At 61.5% G+C, this 19,471-nt stretch carries 22 protein-coding genes; 8 read left to right on the top strand and 14 right to left on the bottom strand.

Translation table 11 applies throughout. The features are described from left to right. Positions 1-28 precede the first annotated feature (28 nt). Together tpiA and GR198_RS05340 are read right to left on the bottom strand one after the other, a co-directional pair. Positions 29-799: a triose-phosphate isomerase gene (tpiA, locus tag GR198_RS05345; protein WP_029874162.1), complete on the bottom strand. Its 771-nt coding sequence runs from the start codon at positions 797-799 to the stop codon at positions 29-31. Positions 800-995: 196 nt separating this feature from the next. Beyond that, on the bottom strand, positions 996-1,895 hold the full coding sequence (locus GR198_RS05340) for a phospholipase (RefSeq protein WP_029874163.1): 900 nt from the start codon (positions 1,893-1,895) through the stop codon (positions 996-998). A gap of 219 nt (positions 1,896-2,114) precedes the next feature. Here GR198_RS05340 and parE point away from each other — a divergent pair, with 219 nt between their 5' ends. From parE to GR198_RS05325, 3 genes are all read left to right on the top strand, one after another. Continuing rightward, positions 2,115-4,217 carry a DNA topoisomerase IV subunit B gene (parE, locus tag GR198_RS05335; RefSeq protein ID WP_029874164.1) on the top strand — a complete coding sequence of 701 codons (2,103 nt, stop codon included), beginning with the start codon at positions 2,115-2,117 and terminating at the stop codon, positions 4,215-4,217. Between the two features lie 195 nt (positions 4,218-4,412). Next, positions 4,413-5,567 (top strand): esterase-like activity of phytase family protein, encoded by a 1,155-nt coding sequence (locus GR198_RS05330; protein ID WP_131629933.1) that lies wholly within the window; start codon positions 4,413-4,415, stop codon positions 5,565-5,567. Positions 5,568-5,683: 116 nt separating this feature from the next. Next, positions 5,684-6,901 (top strand): AI-2E family transporter, encoded by a 1,218-nt coding sequence (locus tag GR198_RS05325; RefSeq protein ID WP_003539854.1) that lies wholly within the window; start codon positions 5,684-5,686, stop codon positions 6,899-6,901. Between the two features lie 19 nt (positions 6,902-6,920). Here the strand turns inward: GR198_RS05325 and GR198_RS05320 are convergent, their stop codons facing one another. After that, complete coding sequence (locus GR198_RS05320) at positions 6,921-7,379, bottom strand: GNAT family N-acetyltransferase (protein WP_029874166.1); 459 nt, start codon at positions 7,377-7,379, stop codon at positions 6,921-6,923. A gap of 129 nt (positions 7,380-7,508) precedes the next feature. Here GR198_RS05320 and GR198_RS05315 point away from each other — a divergent pair, with 129 nt between their 5' ends. After that, positions 7,509-7,928, top strand: a complete 420-nt coding sequence (locus GR198_RS05315) for a hypothetical protein (RefSeq protein ID WP_029874167.1) — start codon at positions 7,509-7,511, stop codon at positions 7,926-7,928. Positions 7,929-8,085: 157 nt separating this feature from the next. Here GR198_RS05315 and GR198_RS05310 read toward each other — a convergent pair whose 3' ends face one another. The 6 genes from GR198_RS05310 to GR198_RS05285 all read right to left on the bottom strand — a co-directional run bounded on the left by GR198_RS05310 (position 8,086) and on the right by GR198_RS05285 (position 11,495). Next, on the bottom strand, positions 8,086-8,316 hold the full coding sequence (locus GR198_RS05310; protein ID WP_164067727.1) for an Imm53 family immunity protein: 231 nt from the start codon (positions 8,314-8,316) through the stop codon (positions 8,086-8,088). Positions 8,317-8,413: 97 nt separating this feature from the next. Then, positions 8,414-8,707, bottom strand: a complete 294-nt coding sequence (locus GR198_RS05305) for a hypothetical protein (RefSeq protein ID WP_164067725.1) — start codon at positions 8,705-8,707, stop codon at positions 8,414-8,416. Positions 8,708-8,710: 3 nt separating this feature from the next. After that, a complete protein-coding gene (locus GR198_RS05300; RefSeq protein ID WP_164067723.1) occupies positions 8,711-8,875 on the bottom strand; it encodes a hypothetical protein in 165 nt (54 codons plus the stop codon). 173 nt (positions 8,876-9,048) lie between these two features. Continuing rightward, positions 9,049-10,191: a DUF2336 domain-containing protein gene (locus GR198_RS05295; RefSeq protein ID WP_164067721.1), complete on the bottom strand. Its 1,143-nt coding sequence runs from the start codon at positions 10,189-10,191 to the stop codon at positions 9,049-9,051. 108 nt (positions 10,192-10,299) lie between these two features. Next, a complete protein-coding gene (locus GR198_RS05290; RefSeq protein WP_164067719.1) occupies positions 10,300-10,911 on the bottom strand; it encodes a flavin reductase family protein in 612 nt (203 codons plus the stop codon). Then, a complete protein-coding gene (locus tag GR198_RS05285; protein WP_029874172.1) occupies positions 10,911-11,495 on the bottom strand; it encodes a nitroreductase family protein in 585 nt (194 codons plus the stop codon). The genes GR198_RS05290 and GR198_RS05285 overlap by 1 nt, the downstream gene beginning before the upstream one ends. 113 nt (positions 11,496-11,608) lie before the next feature. Between GR198_RS05285 and GR198_RS05280 the strand changes: the two genes are divergently transcribed. Then, entirely contained in the window at positions 11,609-12,709 is a 1,101-nt protein-coding gene (locus GR198_RS05280; protein WP_029874173.1) for a hypothetical protein, read from the top strand. 236 nt (positions 12,710-12,945) lie between these two features. Here the strand turns inward: GR198_RS05280 and thrS are convergent, their stop codons facing one another. From thrS to GR198_RS05260, 4 genes are all read right to left on the bottom strand, one after another. After that, positions 12,946-14,931 carry a threonine--tRNA ligase gene (thrS, locus tag GR198_RS05275; RefSeq protein WP_029874174.1) on the bottom strand — a complete coding sequence of 662 codons (1,986 nt, stop codon included), beginning with the start codon at positions 14,929-14,931 and terminating at the stop codon, positions 12,946-12,948. A 124-nt stretch (positions 14,932-15,055) separates the two neighbouring features. After that, positions 15,056-15,583: a DUF1697 domain-containing protein gene (locus tag GR198_RS05270; RefSeq protein ID WP_029874175.1), complete on the bottom strand. Its 528-nt coding sequence runs from the start codon at positions 15,581-15,583 to the stop codon at positions 15,056-15,058. A gap of 5 nt (positions 15,584-15,588) precedes the next feature. Then, positions 15,589-15,993, bottom strand: coding sequence for a membrane protein insertion efficiency factor YidD (yidD, locus tag GR198_RS05265; RefSeq protein ID WP_029874176.1), 405 nt, complete (start codon positions 15,991-15,993; stop codon positions 15,589-15,591). 5 nt (positions 15,994-15,998) lie between these two features. After that, entirely contained in the window at positions 15,999-16,445 is a 447-nt protein-coding gene (locus GR198_RS05260; RefSeq protein WP_017960560.1) for an iron-sulfur cluster assembly scaffold protein, read from the bottom strand. Positions 16,446-16,754: 309 nt separating this feature from the next. Between GR198_RS05260 and folE the strand changes: the two genes are divergently transcribed. The 3 genes from folE (at position 16,755) to GR198_RS05245 (ending at position 18,926) form a co-directional block, all read left to right on the top strand. Beyond that, on the top strand, positions 16,755-17,369 hold the full coding sequence (gene folE, locus GR198_RS05255) for a GTP cyclohydrolase I FolE (RefSeq protein ID WP_017960561.1): 615 nt from the start codon (positions 16,755-16,757) through the stop codon (positions 17,367-17,369). 25 nt (positions 17,370-17,394) lie between these two features. Beyond that, the gene (hisI, locus tag GR198_RS05250; RefSeq protein WP_164067717.1) at positions 17,395-17,847 is read left to right on the top strand and encodes a phosphoribosyl-AMP cyclohydrolase; all 453 of its coding nucleotides are present in this window, start codon (positions 17,395-17,397) and stop codon (positions 17,845-17,847) included. A gap of 116 nt (positions 17,848-17,963) precedes the next feature. Beyond that, positions 17,964-18,926, top strand: coding sequence for a patatin-like phospholipase family protein (locus GR198_RS05245; RefSeq protein WP_029874178.1), 963 nt, complete (start codon positions 17,964-17,966; stop codon positions 18,924-18,926). A gap of 68 nt (positions 18,927-18,994) precedes the next feature. Here GR198_RS05245 and GR198_RS05240 read toward each other — a convergent pair whose 3' ends face one another. After that, entirely contained in the window at positions 18,995-19,429 is a 435-nt protein-coding gene (locus tag GR198_RS05240; RefSeq protein ID WP_025394659.1) for a CBS domain-containing protein, read from the bottom strand. Positions 19,430-19,471: the final 42 nt, after the last annotated feature.

The following is a 19,471-nucleotide window of genomic DNA, read 5'->3' as shown; positions in this document are numbered from 1 at the left end:
GGGAATAAACCCAGGAATAAAAAATGCCTCAGGCGAGCAGCGCCTCATAGGCCCGGTAGATGGCGAGGAAGTCGGCCGCTTTCAAGCTCGCTCCGCCGATCAGCGCGCCGTCGACATTGGCAATGCCCATCAGCTCATGGGCATTGGCCGGCTTGACCGAGCCGCCATAGAGAAGACGCATCTTGCGGCCTTCGTCGCCGAAGCGGGCCACAAGCTCTGCCCGCATGAAGGCATGCGCCTTTTCGACATCACCTGATGTCGGCGTCACGCCTGTGCCGATCGCCCAGATCGGCTCGTAGGCGATGACTGTGCTCTCAGCGGTGGCGCCGTCCGGAACCGAGGCGGAAAGCTGGCGCTTGATGACGTCGAGCGCCTGGCCTGTCCGGCGTTCATCCGCGGTCTCGCCGATGCAGATGATCGCTGTCAGCCCTGCGGCGAAGGCGGCCTCCGCCTTGGCGCGCACCAGATGATCCGTTTCGGCATGGTCGGTGCGCCGCTCGGAATGGCCTACGATGACATAGGTGCCGAAACAATCGGCAATCATCTCGGCCGAGATGTCGCCGGTATGCGCACCAGAGGGGTTCTGATGGCAGTCCTGAGCGCCGATCGCCAGCGGGCTGTCGGTGCACAGCGCCGTCGCCACATAGAGCAGCGTCGCCGGCGGGCAGATCAGCGCTTCGACCTTGTCAACCAGCGGCGGGCGAACACCCTCGGCGATCGCTTTGATCTGATCCAGCGAGGCACGCATGCCATTCATTTTCCAGTTTCCCGCCACAAGCGGGCGCACATCAGGTGTCATGCTGGCCTTCCACAATCTGCTTATGCCTTGGGCAATATCAAAAGCTTGCAGCAAAGAAAAGCATCATGCCCTTGACGTAAGGGGAATCTCCGCAATCCCGCGCATATTTCTGCCGAAAATCGTCCGCTACAGCGCTGCGCGTCTTTGCAGACACGCAAAGGTAGCATTTTGAATCCACGCATCGGGTCGATTCGCGCTAGCCGGCCAGAATCCAGTTCAACACCTTACGCCAGTCGATCATCCGGATCGGCGTCCCGTGATTGCCGGTCTGAAACAGCGTGAAACGCGCCGGATACTTTGCATTGTGCAGGCTTTCGAACAGCGCCTGCTGGTTAGTGGCGGCATAGACCGGGTCGCGGCTGCCATGGGCGAACCACAGCGGCAGCTTCGCCTTGTAGAAGGCGCTCTTGGTGAAATCGCGATCGGTGACCCCGCTCATGATCAGCATGCCCTTCAGCCGCTTGACGCTGTCGCTGTCGCGCGCAACGCCCCAGCAAACCTGGCTGCCCATCGAGGCGCAGGAAAGGATGATCGGCCGGCCGGGCGATTGCGCGCTGGCATAGCGGATGAGGCCGCTGATCGCCGCAACGCCGCTGCTGTCGAAGCTTTTGACCGTCGGCGAATAATAAACGCCGCCATTGCCGGCGACGAGGTTCTTGAGGCGGTTGAAATTGCCGCCGAAGCTGTAATCGTTGGCGCCGAGCCGCCGGTCGCCGTCGCGCCCATGGATGAAAATCACCGTGAAAGCGGCATTTCCGGCCGGTCCCACCCTGGTGACATCGAGCTTGATGCCGTCGAGAGACAGCGTCTCGTCCGCTTGCGCCTTGCGGATGGCGAGCGCCACATATTTCTGCTGCACCCGCTTTTGCGGGATCTGATCGCGGCCGTTGATATCGCGCATCTCGTCATAGTCGATGACCTCGAAGGCGCCGCCGTCGCCTGTCTCCAACACGGACTGCTTGGAAAACAGATCGTCCTTGAAAGGCGGCAAAGCGTCGGCCGCCTCTGCCGGACCAACAGCGGACAGGATGGCCGCGGACAAGAAAAACGCCGCAATTGCAGTGATGATGGTGCAATGACTTGTGGACATTCGCATTCGGATGGTTCCTGAAGCCTGCCGCCGCTTGCCATTCTGCGCCCGGCAACGCAAATCATTTGGGAAAATCCCGCCAAATCAGGCGGTGTCGCGTATAGAGGTGCTTTCTGGCAAAATCTGCCTGATTCGCAAACGTGGCATGAAATGCGGTGATTTTGGGTCGGCGGCGGATGCCCGCCCAAGCCAGACCTAAGACAGGATGAAGATCTGAACGGCTCCATGGACGATAGCAACGACCTTTTTTCCGGAATGCCCCTCTCTGAAAAACGTGAGGAGGCGCAGAAGCCTGCGGCGCCCGCCGAACGGCCGCCGGTGACGGCTGCGCCCGCCGCAGCGGCAGCGCCCCCTGCTGCCGGAGCCTCCGCACGCCCGGCGCCCACCGCCTCGAACTCCGATGATTACGGCGCCTCGTCGATCCGCGTCCTCGAAGGCCTCGAGCCGGTGCGTATGCGCCCGGGCATGTATATCGGCGGCACCGATGAAAAGGCGCTGCACCACCTCTTTGCCGAAGTCATCGACAATGCGATGGACGAGGCGGTCGCCGGGCATGCCAATTTCATCGAGGTTTATCTCGACCTCGAGGGTTATCTCACCGTCTCCGACAACGGCCGCGGCATCCCGGTCGAGAACCATCCGCAGGTGCCGGGCAAGTCGACGCTCGAAGTCATCATGACCAAGCTGCATGCCGGCGGCAAATTCGACGGCAAGGCTTATGAGACGTCGGGCGGCCTGCACGGCGTCGGCGTTTCGGTCGTCAACGCGCTCTCCGACGACCTCGAGGTCGAGGTGGCGCGAAACCGCAAGCTTTACCGCCAGCGCTTCTCCCGCGGCCTGCCGCAGGGCGGTCTCGAAGAGTTGGGCGACGTCCACAATCGTCGCGGCACCCGTGTGCGCTTCCATCCCGACCCCCAGATCTTTGGGGATCACATGAGGTTCGACGCCGCCCGCGTCTTCCGCATGGCGCGCTCAAAAGCCTATCTGTTCGGCGGCGTCGAGATCCGCTGGAGCTGCGAGGCGGGCGTGCTGCCCGAAGGTTCCGAGGTCCCTGACAAGGCCGTGTTCCACTTCCCCGGCGGCCTCAAGGACTATCTCCAGGCGACGATGGGCAAGGAGTTCACCGTCACCCGCGAGATTTTCGCTGGCAAGACGGAGAAGGTGAGCGGCCACGGCTCGATGGAATGGGCGATCACCTGGTATGGCGGCGATCCGCAGGTGCATTCCTATTGCAACACCATCCCGACGACCGAAGGCGGCACCCATGAAGCGGGGCTGCGCATTGCGCTGACCAAGGGCCTGAAGGCCTATGCCGAGCTGACGCAGAACAAGCGCGCCGCGCAGATCACCACCGACGACGTGATGATCTCGGCCGTCGGCATGCTGTCGGTCTTCATCCGCGAGCCGGAATTCGTCGGCCAGACCAAGGACAGGCTTGCGACAGTCGAGGCCCAGCGCATCGTCGAGAACGCGCTCCGCGATCCCTTCGACCATTACCTTGCGGACAATCCGAACGAGTCGGCCAAGCTGCTCGACTGGGTGATCGAGCGCGCCGAGGAGCGTCTGCGCCGCCGCAAGGAAAAGGAAGTCAACCGCAAGAGCGCTGTGCGCAAATTGCGCCTGCCCGGCAAGCTCGCCGATTGCTCGCAGAACACCGCCGAGGGCGCTGAACTCTTCATCGTCGAGGGCGATTCGGCAGGCGGTTCGGCCAAGCAGGCGCGCAACCGCGCCAACCAGGCGATTCTGCCGCTGCGCGGCAAGATCCTGAACGTTGCCAGCGCCGGCCGCGAAAAACTCGGCGCCAACCAGCAGCTCGCCGATCTCGTCCAGGCTCTCGGCTGCGGCACCCGCTCGAAATACCGCGACGAAGACCTGCGCTACGAACGCATCATTGTCATGACCGATGCCGACGTCGACGGCGCCCACATCGCCTCGCTGCTCATCACCTTCTTCTATCAGGAGATGCCGGAGCTGGTGCGCGGCGGCCATCTCTTCCTTGCCGTGCCGCCGCTTTACAAGATCACCCAAGGGGCGAAATCCGCCTATGCCCGCGACGACAATCATCGCGCCGAGCTGATGCAGACGGAGTTCAAGGGCAAGGCCAAGGTCGAGATCAGCCGCTTCAAAGGCCTCGGCGAAATGATGCCCGCCCAGCTTAAGGAAACCACGATGGATCCGTCCAAGCGCACCCTGCTGAAGGTGCTGATCGACGAGGTGGATTTCGAAGGCACCCGCGCCGCCGTCGACGATCTGATGGGCACCAAGCCGGAAGCCCGCTTCCGCTTCATCCAGGATCGCGCAGCCTTCGCCGAAAACCTCGATATCTAGAATATACCATCGAGCTCGCCGAGCGGTCGGATAGACACGGGTTCGGCGCGCCGCATTTTAGCATTCACGATTTCACGGAACTGACGAAGAACCGTAACAACTCCGTCAAACAACCGGCGCATGAAGCGGTCGGCGTGCCTCCCAAGGGAGCATTGGCGCCGGTCGAACCGTTTTCAACCTTTGCCGGATATTGTCATGACCAAGCGTTTTCTCGCGGCTGCCGCTTTCGTTCTCCTGTCCAGCACCGTCACCGCCAGCACCACAGATATTGGGGCCACCGATATCGGCGCCACTTTCGAGACCGCCTGCCCCTTCGGCGATTGCGCCGCCGGCATCTCGCTCTCCTATCTCGGTGAAGTCGTCATCCCCACGGGCCACATGGAAAACGGCGTCGAATTCGGCGGTATTTCCGGCCTCGATTTCGATGCCGCCACCGGCCACTATATCGCCGTCAGCGACGACCGCTCGGAAAGAGGACCTGCCCGTTTCTATGAACTCGACGTCGATCTCGACGCGTCCGGTCTCAGGGGCGTTTCGGTCGTCAAGCAGGTGACGCTGAAGGACAAGAACGGCGAGCCCTTCGCTGCCCGCACCGTCGATCCGGAATCGATCCGCCTCGGCAAGGACGGCATCTATTGGGGTAGCGAAGGCGACGGCAAGGCGCTGCTGGCGCCCTTCGTCCGCGTCGCGTCGCCGGACGGTTCCTTCGTCCGCGAATTCAAGCTTCCGGAGGGCTTTGCGCCGACCGCGGACAAGTCGACCGGCATCCGTGACAACCTCGCCTTCGAGGATCTTGCCATCGCGCCCTCCGGCGATGTTTTCGTCGGTGTCGAAGCCGCCCTTTACCAGGATGGTCCGAAATCCTCGCTGACGTCAGGCAGCCTGTCGCGCATCGTCCGCTACGACGGCGCCACCGGCGAGCCGAAAGATGAATATGTCTACCCGGTCTCGCCGATCCCGCAGGCCGCCACCAAGGCCGATGGCGGCAATGACAACGGCATGTCGGAGATGCTTGCCCTCGACGATCACCGCCTGCTCGCCGTCGAACGCAGCTATGCCCAGGGCTTCGGCAACAACATCAAGATCATGATGATGGATCTGACTGATGCCACCGACGTATCCGCTATCGCTTCGCTCGCCAAAAACGACCAGCGTGTCGTCCCCGCCCGCAAGAACCAGGTGCTCGATTTGAGGGCCATCGGCCTCGTTCCAGACAATATCGAGGCCATGTCGCTCGGTAAGGCCAAGGATGGAACCGATGTTCTCATTCTCGGCTCCGACAATAATTTTTCGACCAGCCAGAAGACGCAATTCTATGCCTTCAAGGTTCTCAGCCGTCCGCAGCAGTAAGACGTCCGGATCTGAGGGTCGAATAGCGACGCTTTGTATACGCTTTCATGGTGCGGACCTTGAAACCGCCGGGGTGATGGCCCATAACCAGAGTACAAGAAAAAGAAGAGGCGCGCGTGGGTGTGTTCGACCGTCAGAAAAGCAATCATGAACCGCGATGGCTCGGATCGTCGGCGCAGACGCGCACGCCGCTGATTCCCTCCATTTCGGCGGCGCGCTGGCTGCTGGTCCTGGTCGTCGCTGCCGGCGTTTATTTCTTCTACGGCTTCCTCGTGCCGGTGCTCGCAGCCCTCGTCATCGGCTTTGCCAGCTGGCCGCTCTACCGCAAGCTTCTTGCCCGCGTCGGCGGCAATACGACGATCGCCGCGACCATCGCCATCATCCTGATCATCACCTTCCTGGTCATCCCGATCGGGCTTGCGGTCACCTATACGACGGGCGAAGTGCGCACCTGGGTCGCCTGGGCAATCCATGCCAACCGCGCCGGCGCCCCGACGCCCGACTGGATCGTCGCGCTGCCTTGGGCCGGCGCCTATCTCGATGAAGTCTGGACAAAATATATCGGCAGTCCCGGCGCGCTCGGCGAGGTCATCCAGGCGGTCAGCGGCGCCAATATCGGCAACATCTACCGCGCCGTGCTGGCGGCCGGCGGCGGCGCCTTCCACCTGCTGCTGACGCTGCTCTTCATGCTGATCGCGCTGTTCTTCGTCTATCGCGACGGCTTCTCCTTCTCCAAGCAGATCGACATGCTCGGCGAGCGCATCCTGCCCAACCGCTGGGAGCGCATTTCCCGCGTCGTGCCGGCGACGATCAGCTCCACCGTCATGGGCATGACGCTGATCGCGATCGGCGAAGGCATCGTGCTCGGCCTTGCCTACTGGATTGCCGGCGTGCCGTCGCCGGTGACGCTCGGCGTCCTGACGGGCGTGATGGCGCTGATACCGGGCGGTGCGCCGCTCTCCTTCACGCTGGTCTCCATCTACCTGCTGGCGAGCGGCTCGCATGTCGCCGGCATCAGTCTCTTCGTCTGGGGGACTGTCGAGCTCTTCATCGTCGACAAGACGCTGCGGCCGAAGCTCGTCGGCGGTCCGATCAAGCTGCCCTTCCTGCCGACCTTCTTCGGCCTCGTCGGCGGCGTCAAGACGATGGGTTTCCTCGGCCTCTTCATCGGCCCGGTGCTGATGGCGCTGATCGTCGCCATCTGGCGCGAATGGATCCACGAGGCCCGCAACGCCGACAAGAGCGAGACCGGACCGCAGATCATCATCGACGAACAGGCCCCGCCGCCGGTCCCCGGTTCGCCGAAAACCATGCCGCGCGTCGCCGAAGGCTGAAGATGGCTTCGCAGACCGGCTACCCCAGCTGCTTTTCCATGAACAGGCTGAGCGGGTCCGGCAGATAGCTGCCGAAAGGCTCGATTTCCCGATATCCGTATTTGCGGTAGAGAGCGATCGCCTCGGGCTGGAAGATGCCGGTCTCAAGCCGGATCGCCGTCAGACCCTTTTCTCCAGCGATCGCTTCGAGCGCATTCATCAGGCCGCTGGCGATCCTCAGCCCCCTCGCCTCGGGATCGACGAACATGCGCTTGATCTCCGCCGTGCCGTCCCCGCCTTCGACCAGCGCGCAGCAGCCGACGATCGCATCGCCATTACGCGCGACCAGAAAGCTCACCGAAGGCTTTTCCAGCAATGAAAGGTCGACCAGATGGTTGCTCTCCGCAGGATAGAGCGATTGCGCATAGGCATCGGAAAGATCGAGAAGCCGGATGACGCCCTCCTGGCGAGGCGGCTCAAGAGCGATGGTGACGGACATGTTGGCTCCCTCTGCCGGCGCGGGACAAAATTTCCCCGATATGACGAAGAGTTAATGCCCCTTGCCTTCATTCGGTTGGAATTGCGCCCTCTAAGACGATGATGTGCTCAATAATCAAGGAAGCAGAATATGCAAGCGGTGCTGATCGCGATGACCATTCTCGGCTGCGACGATTCCATCAGCCAGTGCAATTATGTCGCGACGGTCGATAAACGCTGGGAAACCGTTGCCGCCTGCGATGCCGAAGCCGAACGACGGCTGAAGACCTATGTGAATGTCAACTATCCCTCCGTGATCGCGGTGTGCGAGGCGCCGAAAGCCATAGCCGCCGCCGAGCCGCCGAAACCGGCGCCCGTGCCTGCCGCCACGCCCGAGGTCGCTGTCGCAGCGCCCCAACCCGCAGGAAGGATTGCCGGTTTTGCTGAAGGCATCGCCGGGCAGGTCCGCGCCCACCTGCCCTCGGGCAGAAGCGTCAAGGACACACTGACCAAACCCGTGCACTTCGTCTCCGCCAGCTATTCCTGGGTGGTGACGCGGCTGAGTGATTAGGTCGTCGCGCATCCGACAAGATCGTACCGAGCTCCATCGTTCTGCTCATGCAATAGGTCATGTTGACACAGTCTGGATGAGCAGGCTTGAAGAAGCGCCTTCTCGAAACTCAAGGCGCTTCTTCAAGCCAACGCCGCGTCTACAGCCGTTGCAGGAACTATTCAGCCCAAGCGAGAAAACTTTCAATCATTTCATTGAGACTAATTGACCCGCCAAATGCCTCAAAGACCTGATCATTTCTGCGAGCAACAAACCAATCACGATCCGATCTTTCAACTCGGATCTCCTGAAAGTCCTTGTCTTGAAGGGCGGTTCCTTTGAGGTCAACTTTCATCGACCAGCCAGGATTGTCCATGGTGTCGATTTTGACGCCACGGTCCTCAACCATTCGTCTACGCATTGACGCTCAAACCAGGCACAAAGCCTTGAAACGGTCTCCATTACTCACCCCATCATTGGGGCCACATGTGCCCAGCCCACCACGTTTACGTCGGATCTGTTTCCGGCGTCCAGCCAGATTCAATTCGCTCAATCAACAACGTATCGTTCCATACTCCGCGAATCGAGAGATGACGCTGTTCAGCAGCTAGCTGTCCGATCCGCCATTCGTTCTCTCCATCCCATAGCCACCACACACCCACCTTTTGCGCAGCCGGGTCGACAATACCAGCACGGAACGTAGGGAATTTCTTGGCATCAGATGGCAGTGCCACATTGTCAACAATTGAAACAATACGTTGCCCAACCGCTGCGTTTAGCGGAAAGAAGCACATAAACACCGGTTATTCGCTTACTAGATCGTTGAAGCTATCAGGCCGAGACTCAAAAAATTTTCCAAACACGCGCAGCAACACACCATATTGCTTATGTTTATGCGCGTACTGCGCGTAGGAAAATCCTTTCGCCGTATTGATCTCGACAATATCGCCAATTTTCAGCTTCGCCATTCTGTGCCTTCGATACCCAGCTTGTGTCAATAGCTTAGCTCCGCGCTCCAGTACTCCGGTTCCGCGTGGCAGTATCAATACGTTAAGCTTGCGCCGCCGTTATAAATTCTCAATAAATCTCAATAGACCCAGAGCAAATCCAGGAAAAGTGCCAAGCAGTTCTACGGAGGGCTTCAGGCGGCCGCAAGCGCCGCGTAGACGCGGGCCGATTGTCGCTGCTCGTTAACGTGCAGCTTTTCCACCATGTCGAGCAACTCGCCGATCGCGCCATGCGCGTCGTGATGGCGGAATTTTTCGAGAAGACGACCGCAGACATTGCCGAGCACGCTGGCCGGCGCTTTTCTGGCGGCGTCGCGCCACAGCATCGTCGCTTCGACAAAGATCACGCTGATGTCCCTCGGCAGGCCGGCGGACTCATAGAGCGCGCGCACGGCATGCATACGCCCGGTTGCCAGGATCGAGCGCACGCGGCGCTCGCTGCACGCGGTCAGATCGACGATAGCGCCGGCGAAAAAATCCACCTTGCCGGCACAGAGCGCATGCATCAGGAAGGACGGCGTCAGCCGGCCGTTGAGGCGCAGATGCTGGACGAGATCGGGTATTTCGCGCGCTGCGATATCGCCGGCGATCGAGACGATGGCAGCCTCGGTCGCCTCGCGGCTGATGCGCTGAAGCCGCTGCAGGCCGATCGCCGCCTGTGCCAGCGGCAGGCCGACCAGCGCATTGCTGACATGCTGGGTCAGCAACTGGCGGGCATCGGCGGGAAGATCGCTGCGGTCGAGAAGCAGGTTGCGAATATCGCAGCAGTCGCCGAGCCGTTCGGCGATGCGTTTCAACGATAGGCTGGAGATCACCGCGCCGTCATTCTCCAGCAGGCAGAGCAGTTCTTCCTCGTCGCCGACCTCCGCAAGGGCGGCGGAGACCGGGCGTGTCACATGCGCTCTGCCGGCGATCAGCATGCGGGTGGCGCCGTTGCCGCGTGCGGCAAGGTCGACGAGATCGGCGTCGCTCAAAAGCGGCGAGCAGGTCACCGCGTGGCAGGCGACCTCGGGCTGGTCTTCGGCAAGCGAAAGGATAAGGTTGCGCGGCGCATCGGGCGACCAGGCGATCGCCTCGGCAAGCGCAAGCCGCACGCGCGGCGACGGATCGTCGAGAAGAAAAGTCATCGCCATTTCGGCCGCCGCCCGCTCGTCCGCGGACATTTCGGACTGAAGATAGGCGCGCCCGAGGGCGTTTGCGGCCCGGGCCCGGTCACCGGTCTTGGCCGTTTCGATCCAACGAAGGAAAGCTTCTACGATCACGCGACGCCCCAGCATTTGAACGCGATTCCCTCGCGTTCCATTCAATGCTGCGACCGTAGTGGCAAAAGGTTTAAGATTGGTTCACCATGTTTCTTAAGCCTTTGGGCGCCTTGCCGGTTCAGCTCAGCCTTGCTGCGTCTTCGGCCGGATCATCTCGAAAACATCGCTGCCTTCGCTGTAATCCATGTAGCCCATGCGGGCCAAAGGTCGGGCGATCGACATGTCGAGACGGCCGTCCCTGACGATCGCTTCATCGATACGGATGCCGACCACTTCGCCGAAGACGAGGACGTTTTCGGACGGTTCGCCCGACAGCGTCATCGGCTCGATGATCTCGGTCACCCTGCATTCGAGCACCGCGAAAGCCTCGCCGACATAGGGCGCGTCGATTAGTTCCGCCTGCTTCGCCGTCAAGCCGGCGAAGTCGAATTCGCTGTCGCCGTAGGGCAGCGCCGCCGAGGAGAGGTTCATCTTCTCGGCGAGATCGCGGCTGACGAAATTGCAGGTGAAGACGCCGGTCTCGGCCGCATTGCGCTGGCTGTGCTTGCGCCCGGCCGAAGAAAACATCACAAGCTTCGGCCGGTCGGCAACAGCATTGAAGAAGGAATAGGGCGCCAGATTGATCGATCCGTCCCTGCCCTTGCTGCCGATCCAGCCGATCGGGCGCGGCGACACGATCGCCTTGAACGGATCATGCGCGAGCCCGTGCCGGTTGCTGTCGGTGGCGTAGAACATCAGTCTTCTCCGCCGACCCAGGTCACGGTATCGGCAAGCTCCGGCCGCGGCCGCTCGATCGCCGGAAATGTCGTCGAGCCGATATGGATGAAGCCCGCCACCTTTTCATCAGGTCCGACGCCGAGCAGCGGATAGGCGCGCTCATCATAGGCGAACCACTCCGTCAGCCAGTTGGCGACATAACCGTTGGCGTTGGCGGCGAGGATGACGTTGAAGCAAAGCGCGCCTGCCGACATCATTTGCTCCCATTCCGGGATCTTGATATGCGGCCCCGCCTTGCTGACGATGGCGACCACCACCGGCGCACGGGTGAAACGGCTGCGCTCGACCTGGATCATCTCTTCGGAAAGGTCGGGCTTTGTCTGAAGCGCCAGCGTCAGAAGTTCCTCGCCGAGACGCACGCGCTGCTCTCCGCGATAGACGATGAAGCGCCAGGGCGCGATCTTGCCGTGATCGGGAACACGCGAGGCAAGACGCAGGATCTCCTCGATCTCGGCCTTCTCGGGGCCTGGTTCGCACATCTGAAAAGCGGGGATGGAGCGGCGCACGGCGAGGTAGTCGATCAGCTTGATATCGGATTTCATACGGGAGAAGCTCTCATTTTTATGCTGCTGCAAAGGGTGGGTCTTGAATTTGCCATCGCGTTGGTCTTGAAGTGACCTTTGCGATTTCAGAAGTCAATCGGTTCACGAAACAGATGTTTGGCATTTTGCCTTTTGCACGCATCGGCCTTGCCATTGCCCTGATGGTATTGATGCCCCTCGGCGCCGGCGCTCAGGATGCCTTCAAGGAATTCAAACAGCTTGAATCGACACCGAAGATGCCGAAGCTCGATGCCTTTATCGCACCCGGCACGGTGCCCGCAGGTGTCAAGCTGCGCGACGTCCCGATGGAAGCCAAGCTGACGGCCGACGGCACGCCGGTCGAGGAGGGCCTTTCCTGGTACGTCTTCAGCCCGATCGCCGGAACCGATGGCAAGCTGCCGCTGATCGCCAGCGCCAAGGGCGGCCCCGCCGCCTTCCAGCTCGCCCCCGGCGATTATTTCGTCAACGTCTCCTTCGGCCGCGCCGGGGTCACCAAGAAACTGACCGTGCCCGCTGAAGGCGAGGTCGACAAGCAGGTGATGGTGCTCGATGCCGGCGGCCTGCTGCTCAATGCCGTCTCCGGCGCCGATGCCCGCATTCGCCCCGACCAGTTGAGCTTCTCGATCTATTCCTCGGAAGTGCGCGACGATGGCGAGCGCGGCCTGGTCGTGGCCGATGTCTCGCCGAATACCGTCGTCCGTCTCAATGCCGGCACCTATCACATCGTTTCCGAATATGGCAGCGTCAACGCCGTGATCCGCGCCGACATCCAGGTCGAGGCCGGCAAGCTGACCGAGGCGACGATCCAGCATCGTGCCGCACAGATCACCTTCAAGCTGGTCTCCGACGCCGGCGGCGAGGCGATCGCCGATACAGCATGGTCGATCCTGACGGCGGCCGGCGACAGTGTCGGCGAAAGCGTCAGCGCCTTCCCGACCATGGTGCTCGCCGAAGGCGGATATTCCGCCGTCGCCCGCAACAAGGACAAGATCTACCAGCGCGATTTCACCGTCGTCGCCGGCAGGAACACCGATGTCGAGGTTCTCATGAAGGACCAGCAGCCGCAGCCGCCGGTCAGCGACGCGGCCCGCACGGTTCAGCAGGTGCCCGTGGGCACACCGACACCGCCGGGTGTCCAGCCGGCCCCGGTGGCGCCGCTGCCGTCCTACGAACAGCTCGTGCCGCAGGACGGCGACGACACCAGCCTCGATTGACTTTTACCGCGAGCGGTTTCGGCCCGAGACAACGCCGGCGCCACTGAGAGGACGGATCGCGGCAAGAAGCCCCCGACCGTGCAGCTCAGCAGTGCTCAGGCGCGGATTCCATCATTAGTATAGAGTATTTTCTGAAACGCCCCCGGTCTCGGGGTGAGACGTTCCGATAACATTATGGCTATCGATCAGCTTCCGACAGCGCCGAAGCCCGGCGCTGTCGGATACCGGCCATTTGTTCAGGCCGCCTTGGCCTTTTTTGCCTCGGCCTTGCGACGGATGTCGGGCGGTGTCGCTTCGAGAGCAAGGCTCTCGACCGCTGCATCGAGCCCCATCGAAACCTGATCCTGGCTGCCGAGGCGGCGGATGTTGACCGTGCGCTCCTCGGCCTCCTTCCTGCCGCAGACGATGATGACAGGAACCTTGGTGACCGAATGCTCGCGGATCTTGTAGTTGATCTTCTCGTTGCGGAAGTCGGTCTCGACGTTGAGCCCGGCCTCGCGCAGCGCCTCGGCCACCTCAAGCCCGTAGGCGTCGGCTTCCGAGGTGATCGTTGCGACCACCACCTGCAGCGGCGATACCCAGAGCGGCATGTGGCCGGCGAAGTTCTCGATCAGGATGCCGAGGAAACGCTCCATCGAGCCGCAGATGGCGCGGTGGATCATCACCGGCTGCGTCTTTTCCGAGTTGCTGTCGATGTAGAAGGCGCCGAACCGTTCCGGCAGGTTGAAGTCGACTTGCGTCGTCCCGCACTGCCATTCGCGGCCGATCGCATCCTTCAGCGTATATTCGAACTTCGGACCGTAGAAGGCGCCCTCGCCCGGCAGGATGCCGGTCTTGATATTGTTGGACTGCTGCTGGATCGTCTCCAGCACGCCCATCATCACGCTTTCGGCGCGGTCCCAGAGCTCGTCCGAACCAACGCGCTTGTCCGGCCGGGTCGAGAGCTTGATCGTGACTTCGTCGAAGCCGAAATCCTTATAGACCGAAAGGATCAGGTCGTTGATCTTCAGGCATTCGGCGGCCATCTGCTCGTCGGTGCAGAAGATGTGCGCATCGTCCTGCGTGAAGCCGCGCACGCGCATCAGCCCGTGCAGCGCACCCGACGGCTCGTAGCGGTGGACATTGCCGAATTCGGCGAGCCGGATCGGCAGCTCGCGGTAGGATTTCAGCCCGTGCTTGAAGATCTGGATATGGCCGGGGCAGTTCATCGGCTTCAGTGCGAAGACGCGGTCGTCATCGGTGTCGTCGCCGGCAACCGTCACCTTGAACATGTTGTCGCGGTACCAGCCCCAGTGACCGGAGGTTTCCCAAAGCGACTTGTCGAGCACCTGCGGCGCGTTGACTTCCTGATAGTCGCCGGCAAGCCGGCGGCGCATATAGGCGACCAGCGTCTGGAATATACGCCATCCCTTGCCGTGCCAGAAGACGACGCCAGGACCCTCTTCCTGGAAATGGAAGAGATCCATCTCGCGACCGAGCCGGCGGTGATCGCGCTTTTCGGCTTCGGCAAGCATATGCAGGTAGTTGTCGAGTTCCGACTGCTCGGCAAAGGCCGTGCCGTAGATGCGGCTCAGCATCGGATTGTTGCTGTCGCCACGCCAGTAGGCGCCGGCAACCTTCAAGAGCTTGAAGGCGCTGCCGATCTGGCCGGTCGAGGCCATGTGCGGGCCGCGGCAGAGGTCGAACCAGTCGCCCTGGTAATAGATCTTGAGATCCTGCCCTTCCGGGATAGCATCGACGAGTTCGACCTTGTACTGCTCGCCCTTGTCGGCGAAGACCTGTTTCGCCTTCTCGCGCGACCAGACCTGCTTGGTGAAGGCGGCGTTGCGGGCGATGATCTCCTTCATCTTCTTTTCGATCTTCGGCAGATCGTCGACTGTGAAGGGCTCGTTCTTGGCGAAGTCGTAATAAAAGCCGTTTTCGATGACCGGGCCGATCGTCACCTGGGTGCCGGGCCAGAGCTCCTGCACTGCTTCAGCCATGACATGCGCCGCGTCGTGGCGGATGAGTTCGAGCGCGCGGTCGTCATTGCGGGTGATGATCTCGATCCTGCCCGTCGTCACGGGATCGGAAAGGTCGCGCACGGTGCCGTCGATGGCAATGGCGACCGCCTTCTTGGCGAGCGACTTGGAAATGGATTCGGCGACATCCCGGCCGGTTGCGCCGGCATCATAGCCGCGCACGGAACCATCGGGAAATGTCAGGGAAATAGCTTGGGACATCGAAATTCTCCTTGTCCAGTCCCGCCAACGAATGCGGGTGGTTGACACAAACGCGCCTCCGCGGAGCTGAATGCGCAGCCGCCTGATAGCCAGATTTCCTGTCTGAGTAAAGATGAAGCGGGGGTTATATAATCATTTCAGTCAGCCCGCGCACCGTGTTCCAGTTGCGCATCGTACCGACACCGAGCCGCTTGGTCGTCAGCGCCGAAAGCAGCTTGGATTGGCTCGGCTTGCCGGCGAAATCTATCCAGAGATCGCCGCCGACGACGGCGATGCGCTGTCCCTCCGTCATCAGCGGTTTCAGCGCCTCTACCTTCTCCGGGTCGACCGGCAGACGCATTACCCGGACGATGACCTGGTCGCCATTGCCGTCTTTGAAGGGATTGGTGCTGCAAAGCGCCATCCAGGTGCAGTCGCTGCGGACGATGATATCGACATGTTTGCCGAACTTTTCTTCAAAGCCCTCTTCCAGATGGGTCTCAACTTCGTGCGGCCGCATCTCGTCGGCCTCGAAGACAAGATTGCCTGTAGAAACCAGCGTGCGCGGCTCGCGATAACCGAGCTCTTCGGCAAGTGCGCGCAAATCCTGCATGATGACGCGGCGGTCGGGCGTCAGGACAATGCTGTGCAGAAGGGCGATGAAGGTGCTCATGGCGCTCACCCTTTCTTCCGCCCGAGGGCGAGATAGCGCCAAGGGGTCCACCAGCGGAAGCTGTCGCCGAGCATCTCCGGCACCTGGTCGAGGCCGCTGGTGCCGCCCGGGCCGCAGCGGCCGACGCGAAACAATGTCATCCAGCCGCCGGCCCAAAGCCCGTGGCGGGCGATCGACTCGTAGCCATATTCGGAGCAGGTCGGGATATGGCGGCAGGAATTGCCGACAAAGCCGGAAAGCGTCAGCTGGTAGAGGCGGATCAGCCCCATGCCGAGCAGACGGTCGGGAGTCTTGCGGAACGGACCGGTATAATTGCGGGAGGTGCGTGCGGCCTTTTCGCGCGGCTTTGCTGATCCGGCGGCACCGCCGTCGTCCTCATCATCAGCCTGCCGAGCGCAGAACTCGCACATGTCAGTTACGCCTCGACAACTTCCGCTCGTTTCGCCTCGATCTGCCCGATCGCATCGACAACGGCATCGAAGGTCAGCATCGTCGAGGCGTGGCGGGCCTTGTAGTCCCGCACCGGCAGCAGATAGCGCATGTCTTCGAATCGTCCATGGGGCCCCGCCCCGTCCGCCTTCAACATGGCGAGCATGTCCTGGCGGGCCTGGCGCAATTCGTCCGATGTGGCACCGACGACATGGCGGGCCATAATCGAGGACGAGGCCTGGCCGAGCGCGCAGGCCTTCACGTCATGAGCGAAACCGGTCACGGTGTCGCCATCCATCTTCAGCCAGATCCGCACCTTCGAGCCGCAGAGCTTCGAATGGGCCTGGGCGCTCGCATCGGCATCATCAAGCGTGCCGGTCAGCGGAATATTGCCAGCGAATTCGAGGATTTTGCTGTTGTAGATATCGTCCATGCTGGATTTCCGCTCCAAAATCGCTGCGGATCGGCCTCGCTGAGGGCGTTATTGTCGTCAAAACAAAAAACACACCGTGTCGTGTGAGGATACTTACATACGATGGCCGTCTTCCTATATGTATGTCGTTCGAAGGCCATGAAAATGCAATGGCCTGGTGTAAGTTTGATTGGGAAACCGTGCCGGACGGGCGTTGAAATTGCCCTGAAAGCCCCGGAGCCCGCCAAAGGTGCATGAATTCCCGCATGGGATTGACCAGTGGCGATTCCGACAGATGGGTCCGCGGTGCGGGCCAGGAGACCATTGTTCATGGACGCCATCGTAAAGAATTTTCCGCAGACGAACCGAGATTCGGATCGCCCCTCCCAGCAGGAGGCGGAGGAAGCCGTTCGCGTTCTGCTACGCTGGGCCGGTGACGACCCGACGCGCGAAGGCCTGCTCGAAACGCCGGCCCGCGTCGTCAAATCGTACCGCGAGCTTTTTTCCGGTTACGACATGGCGGCGGAAGACGTGCTCGGCCGCACCTTCGAAGAGGTCGCCGGTTACGACGACATGGTCCTCGTCAAGGATATTCCGTTCTACTCGCATTGCGAACACCACATGGTTCCGATCATCGGCAAGGCCCACGTTGCCTACATGCCTGATGGCCGTGTGCTCGGCCTGTCGAAGATTGCCCGTGTCGTCGAGATCTATGGCCGCCGCCTGCAGACGCAGGAAACGATGACCGCGCAGATCGCCCGGGCCATCGACGATACGCTTAATCCGCGCGGCGTCGCCGTGTTGATCGAGGCCGAACATATGTGCATGGCGATGCGCGGCGTTCAGAAGCAGGGCTCGACCACGTTGACGACGACGTTTACGGGAACGTTCAAGACTGAGCCGGCCGATCAGGCCCGTTTCATGACCATGGTGCGGAGCCGCTGATACCGGCTCCCTCAGGAGGGCCGCGATGAGTCAACTGATCTTCAATCAACCATCCGAGGACAAGTCGGCGTTGGAAGACGCCGGCGATTTCACGCCGTGCTTCGACGACCGTGGCCTGATCACCGCGATCGTCACCGACGCCGGCGACGGCGAGTTGCTGATGGTGGCGCATATGAATGCTCAGGCGCTGGCGCTGACCATCCAGACCGGCACGGCGCACTATTTCAGCCGTTCGCGCGGCAAGCTCTGGAAGAAGGGCGAGACCTCGGGCAATCTCCAGACGGTGAAGGAAATCCGCACCGATTGCGATCAGGACGCCATCTGGCTGAAGGTCGAGGTCGCCGGCCACGACGCCACCTGTCACACCGGCCGCCGCTCCTGCTTCTACCGGGCGATCACGCTTCGAGACGGAAAGCCGATGCTTGATATCGTTGACGACGAGCGTCATTTCGATCCGCAGGATGTTTACGGAAAATAGCCTAATTTTCCTGGCATTTGCTCCTTATTGCGCCAGAAACCGCTTCTCTATACCATTTGGAAACTGAACGGGCACACTATCGGAAATCAAGTGTTCTGCTGGGAGGGGAGAGCGCCATGCTGAGCTGGAGTCTGCATCGTCAAAGCTCTGAAGGCGAGGGTTCCGATTCCGGCATGTCGACCACGCTCGATATGCTTCCGCCTCCTGCGCCTCAAAAGAAAATCAAGATCGCGCTGGCACTCGGCGGCGGCGCTGCCCGCGGCTGGGCCCATATCGGCGTGCTGCGCGCCCTCGACGAGGCAAAGGTCGAGATCGGCATGATTGCCGGCACCTCGATCGGTGCGCTGGTCGGCGGCTGCTATCTCGCCGGCAAGCTCGATGAACTCGAAAGTTTCGCGCGCTCGCTGACGATGCGCCGCATCGCAAGTCTCCTCGATCTCACCATCGGCGGCAGCGGCCTGTTCGGCGGTATGCGGCTGACCAAGCGCATGCAGGAACATCTCGAAGGCTTGAACGTCGAGGATCTCGACCGGCCGTTCGTCGCGGTCGCGGCCGAGGTCAATACCGGTCATGAGGTCTGGATCGCCAATGGTTCGCTGATCACGGCGCTGCGCGCCTCCTATGCCCTGCCCGGCATTTTCGAGCCGGTGCGCAGCAATCACCGCACGCTGGTCGACGGCGCGCTGGTCAATCCCGTCCCCGTCTCCGTCTGCCGCGCCTATGAGCAGCCGCTCGTCGTTGCCGTCAATCTCAACTACGATCTCTACGGTCGCTCGGCCGTCGTCCGCCACAATGCCAGTCTGTCGGCCCAGGAAGTGCAGAAACAGGAAGAAGCGCCCTATGCGCGCCTCGGCATGACCGGCGTCATGGTGCAGGCCTTCAACATCATCCAGGACAGGATCGCCCGCGCCCGCCTTGCCGGCGATCCGCCCGACATTTCGCTGCAGCCGCGCCTCAGCTATATCGGCCTTTCCGAATTCCACCGGGCTGGCGAGGCGATCGAACGCGGCTACGAGGAAGCCAGAGCCCGGCTCCCCGAGATCAAGCGCATGCAGGAAGTCTACGCAAGCAACCCCTGATGCACGTCGTCCAAAAGCGCGTGGCGGTTTGGGACGACGACATTAGTCAAGCGAGGCAGGCGAAAACCTCAGCCGGCGATATAGGCCTTGATTTCCTCGGCCTCACGCTCAACCTCGGCGATACGCGATTTCACCACGTCGCCGATTGAAATGATGCCGGCAAGCTTGCCGTTGCTTTCCACCGGTACGTGACGGAAACGGCGGCTGGTCATCAGCTCCATCAGCTCGTTGACGGTCGTCTCCTCATGGCAGCGATAGACCTTTGCGGTCATGACCTGGGCCAGCGGTTGGTCGAGGCCTTCCTTGCCGTGTTTGGCGATCGCATGCACGAGATCGCGCTCGGTGAACATGCCCGAAATCCGGTTCTCCATGCCGACGACGACGATGGCGCCGATCTTCTTTTTGCTGAGGATGGCGGCCGCCTCGGCAACGGTGGCATTCGGCCCGGCGGTGACGACGTCCCTGCCCTTCAGGTCGAGGATTGCTTTGACTGAACTGGTCATTCGAACCTCCTATGTCCGTGAAACACTTGTCACAGGCATCCG

The organism is Rhizobium leguminosarum (assembly GCF_010668065.1).
In the GTDB taxonomy this organism is placed as follows: Bacteria; Pseudomonadota; Alphaproteobacteria; order Rhizobiales; family Rhizobiaceae; genus Rhizobium; species Rhizobium leguminosarum_S.
Note: the sequence above shows the minus strand (reverse complement) of the source record. Positions and strands in the feature narration are given on the sequence as shown.